The organism is Cryobacterium sp. MLB-32 (assembly GCF_000738085.1).
Classification (GTDB): domain Bacteria; phylum Actinomycetota; class Actinomycetes; order Actinomycetales; family Microbacteriaceae; genus Cryobacterium.
This window is the reverse complement of record NZ_JPRS01000173.1, coordinates 1-849: the sequence shown is the minus strand read 5'-3', so window position 1 is coordinate 849 and position 849 is coordinate 1. Positions and strand designations below refer to the sequence as shown.

General features: G+C 61.2%; 2 protein-coding genes. Both read left to right on the top strand.

The features are described 5' to 3' along the window. Positions 1–47: 47 nt before the first annotated feature. Positions 48–251 (top strand): 50S ribosomal protein L32, encoded by a 204-nt coding sequence (gene rpmF, locus JF66_RS15020; RefSeq protein ID WP_035877197.1) that lies wholly within the window; start codon positions 48–50, stop codon positions 249–251. A 24-nt stretch (positions 252–275) separates the two neighbouring features. Then, on the top strand, positions 276–849 hold a 574-nt coding region (gene rnc, locus JF66_RS15015; RefSeq protein WP_035879309.1), incomplete at its 3' end, for a ribonuclease III.

The window sequence follows — 849 nt, the reverse complement described above, 5'->3', positions numbered from 1 at the left end:
ACGGATGATGACATCCATGCTGAAACGCATAGAGAAGAGAAGTAGTCATGGCAGTTCCGAAGCGCAAGCAGTCGCGATCCAACACCCACTCCCGTCGTGCGCAGTGGAAGGCCACCCCGCCTACCCTCGTGAAGACGATGGAAAATGGCAAGGTCACCTACAGCCTTCCTCACCGCGCTAAGGTCGTCACCGACTCTGCCGGCACCGCACTCTTCATGGAGTACAAGGGTCGCAAGGTCGCCGACGTTTAGTCTGCCCCTGGAACTCGTCGCACTATGACGAACCCGGAAACCGAGCGGTCGCCCCTCGTGGCGACCCTCGGTGTAGAACTTGACGCAGGTTTGCTTGAGCTGGCGCTGACGCACCGCTCATTCGCCTACGAGAACGGCGCCATCCCCACGAACGAACGCCTGGAGTTTCTCGGCGATTCCATTCTGGGGCAGGCCGTTACGGTCATGCTGTATCGCACGTACCCGCATCTCGACGAGGGTGACCTGGCCAAGCGCCGGGCCAGCCTCGTGTCGAGCGCTGCTCTCGCGGAAATCGCGAGAGGACTTGGCCTTGGTGACTATGTGCGCTTGGGCCGGGGTGAGGTACTCACCGGTGGGCACGACAAATCGTCCATTCTGGCCGATACCGTCGAGGCTTTGATCGGTGCGGTCTACCTGGATCGGGGCGGCGATGTCGCCACGGCCTTCGTGCTCCGGCTCATTGAACCGTTCATGAAGGATCCCGACCACTTCGGTGTGTTGATGGACCCGAAGACCAGCCTTCAGGAGCTCGCTGCCTCGCGTGGTGTGGGAGCTCCGGTGTATTCGGTATCTGAAAGCGGGCCCGACCACGCCAAGA

Bases quoted from the DNA above. Each gene is read 5' to 3' on its own strand.
- rpmF (WP_035877197.1), top strand. From the start codon at position 48: ATGGCAGTTCCGAAGCGCAAGCAGTCGCGATCCAACACCCACTCCCGT.